General features: G+C 76.2%; 5 protein-coding genes. All 5 read left to right on the top strand.

The genetic code is table 11. The features are described 5' to 3' along the window. On the top strand, window positions 1–486 hold a 486-nt coding region (locus EHS43_RS42725), incomplete at its 5' end, for a type II secretion system F family protein (protein WP_185806649.1). Next, window positions 483–1,274 (top strand): type II secretion system F family protein, encoded by a 792-nt coding sequence (locus EHS43_RS42730; RefSeq protein WP_125195841.1) that lies wholly within the window; start codon window positions 483–485, stop codon window positions 1,272–1,274. The genes EHS43_RS42725 and EHS43_RS42730, both read left to right, overlap by 4 nt. Before the next feature lie 131 nt (window positions 1,275–1,405). Further along, a complete protein-coding gene (locus EHS43_RS42735; protein WP_125195842.1) occupies window positions 1,406–1,627 on the top strand; it encodes a DUF4244 domain-containing protein in 222 nt (73 codons plus the stop codon). Further along, complete coding sequence (locus tag EHS43_RS42740; protein ID WP_125195843.1) at window positions 1,614–1,979, top strand: TadE family type IV pilus minor pilin; 366 nt, start codon at window positions 1,614–1,616, stop codon at window positions 1,977–1,979. The genes EHS43_RS42735 and EHS43_RS42740 overlap by 14 nt, the downstream gene beginning before the upstream one ends. 236 nt (window positions 1,980–2,215) lie before the next feature. After that, a partial coding sequence (locus EHS43_RS48555; protein WP_260470976.1) for an Rv3654c family TadE-like protein occupies window positions 2,216–2,382 on the top strand: 167 nt, incomplete at its 3' end.

A 2,382-nucleotide genomic window follows, 5' to 3' on the forward strand; every position in this document is an offset into this window, starting at 1 on the left:
GGAGACGGCCGGGCCGGACGGGGTGGGGCCCGTCCCGGATCACCGGAGTCGTCCGGGCTCGGGGAGACGCAGGCCGCTGTGCTGGCGGCGGCCCGGTTCGGCGGGGATGTCCCGCAGGCGCTCGCGGCGGCGGCCCGGCGGCCCGGCGCCGAGGGGCTGTCAGGACTTGCCGCGTGTTGGCGGGTGGCCGTGGACCAGGGCGCGGGGCTCGCGGCGGGGCTCGACCGGCTCGAAGGGGCGTTGCGGGCCGAGCGCGACCAACGGGCCGACCTGCGCGCCCAGTTGACAGGGGCGCGGTCCACGGCCTGGATGCTCGCCGCGTTGCCGGTGCTGGGCCTGGGCCTCGGTGCGGCGCTCGGCGCCGATCCCCTGCACGTCCTGCTGCACACCGGGTCCGGGCTGGGCTGTCTGCTGGCCGGTGGCCTGCTGGAGGGCGCCGGGATGTGGTGGGCGACGCGGATCGTACGGGGAGCCGAGGCGTCATGAGCGCGGAAGTTGTCCACAGGCTGGGGGTTGTTGTGGCCGCCGCCCTGGTGGTCGCCTGGCTCGCCCGCTGGGCCGCCGCGGTGCGGCGCGAGCGCGGACTGCGGCGACGGCTCGCAGAGCTGCTGGCCGCTGCGGACGCCACGGCCGAGCATCCTCGGTTCGAAGGGCGGGAGCTCGCACGGCGGTGGCTGCCCGTGCTCGGCGTCGGGTGTGCCGGGTGGGTGCTGGTCGGCGGGGTCGTCGGCCTCGTGGTCGGACTGGTCGTCGCCGCGGGGCTGTGGCGATGGCGGCTGCGACAGACGGCCGGCGTGGGCGCCGGTGAGGCCGACGGGCGCGAGGCGGCCCGGCAACTGCCGCTCGCCGCCGACCTCCTGGCCGCCTGTATCGCGGCGGGCGCCGGTCCCGTGATCGCGGCGCAGGCCGTGGGCGAGGCCCTGGGCGGCCCCGTGGGAGAGGGGCTCGCGCGCGGGGCGGCGGAGGTACGGCTCGGCGGCGAACCGGGCGAGGCCTGGCGAAAGCTCGCCGCGACACCCGGCGCCGGGGCGCTGGCCCGGCTGCTGGAGCGCGCCGATGTGACCGGGTTGCCCGCGGCGGGGCCGGTCGCCGGGCTCGCCGCGGACGCCCGTGCCGACTGGGGGCGGGCCGCGACGGCACGGGCGCGGAAGGCCGCCGTGCTGGTCACCGCGCCGGTGGGGCTGTGTTTCCTGCCCGCGTTCATCGCCGTCGGCGTGCTGCCGACCGTGATCGGGCTCGCGGGTGGAGTGCTGGGAGGGGGTGGTCCGCCGTGACGGGAGGCGGTCGGTGAGAAGGAGTGCGAGCAGGTGGACGCACAGTGCGGTGAACAGCCCGACGAACAGTCGGAGAGAGCAATCAGACGGTCAGAAGGTCGTCAACAGGACTGAGCCTCACGGGGGTTGAGATGTACAAGACGGTTCGGGCGCGGGTGAGCGCCCTGGTGTGCAGGACGGTGTGCCGGGTGCGGTCGATGCGCGGTGACGAGGGGATGGTCACCTCCGAGTACGCGATGGGGATCGTCGCGGCGGTGGCGTTCGCGGTGGTGCTCTACAAGGTGGTCACGAGCGGGGCCGTGAGCGCGGAACTCCAGGCCATCGTGAAACGGGCGCTCGATGCGAAGGCGTGAACGGGACTCGGACCAGGGGTTCGTGACGGCGGAGTCGGCCATGGTGCTGCCCGTGCTGGTGATGTTCGCGATGGCACTGGTGTGGGGGCTGCTCGTGGTGGCCGCGCAGATCCAGTGCGTGGACGCGGCCAGGACGGCCGCCCGCGCGGCGGCCCGCGAGGATCCCGCCGACGCGGTCGTCCGGGTGGCTCGGGACACGGCACCGCGTGACGCGGAGGTGACGGTCGCCCGGGAGGGCGACCGGGTCCGTGTCGTGGTCGTGGCGAAGCCACCCGCGCTGCACGGCCTGCCCTTCGAGGTACGCGAGGAGGCCGTGGCCCTGGTGGAGACGACGGTGGGGGAAGGGGGATGAGCGTGCATGCTCGGCGCCACCGTGAGCGCGGGGCTGTGGGCCGGTGGCTCGCGGGCGGGCGGTTCGGCGCTGGGCGGGTTGCCGAGGTCCGGGTGGATGGGGCTCGGCTCTCCACCGCCGCCCACGCCCTGGGCGGCGGTCTCCGCCGCTCCGCTGTCCGGCTCGTCGGGGTTCATCGTGGCGATGGTGGGGCGGACCGGGGTTCCGCCACCGTCTGGAGTGTCGGGGCCGTCGCGGTGCTGTGCGTGGTGTTCGGGGCCGTGCTGGCCCTCGGGCAGGCCGTGGTCGTACGGCATCGGGCGGCCGGTGGGGCGGATCTCGCGGCGCTCGCGGCGGCGGACCACTGGGCCGACGGGCCGGAGGTGGCCTGCGCCCGGGCCGAGGACGTGGCCCGGGACCAGGG

It is taken from the genome of Streptomyces sp. RP5T (genome assembly GCF_003933965.1).
Classification (GTDB): Bacteria; Actinomycetota; Actinomycetes; order Streptomycetales; family Streptomycetaceae; genus Streptomyces.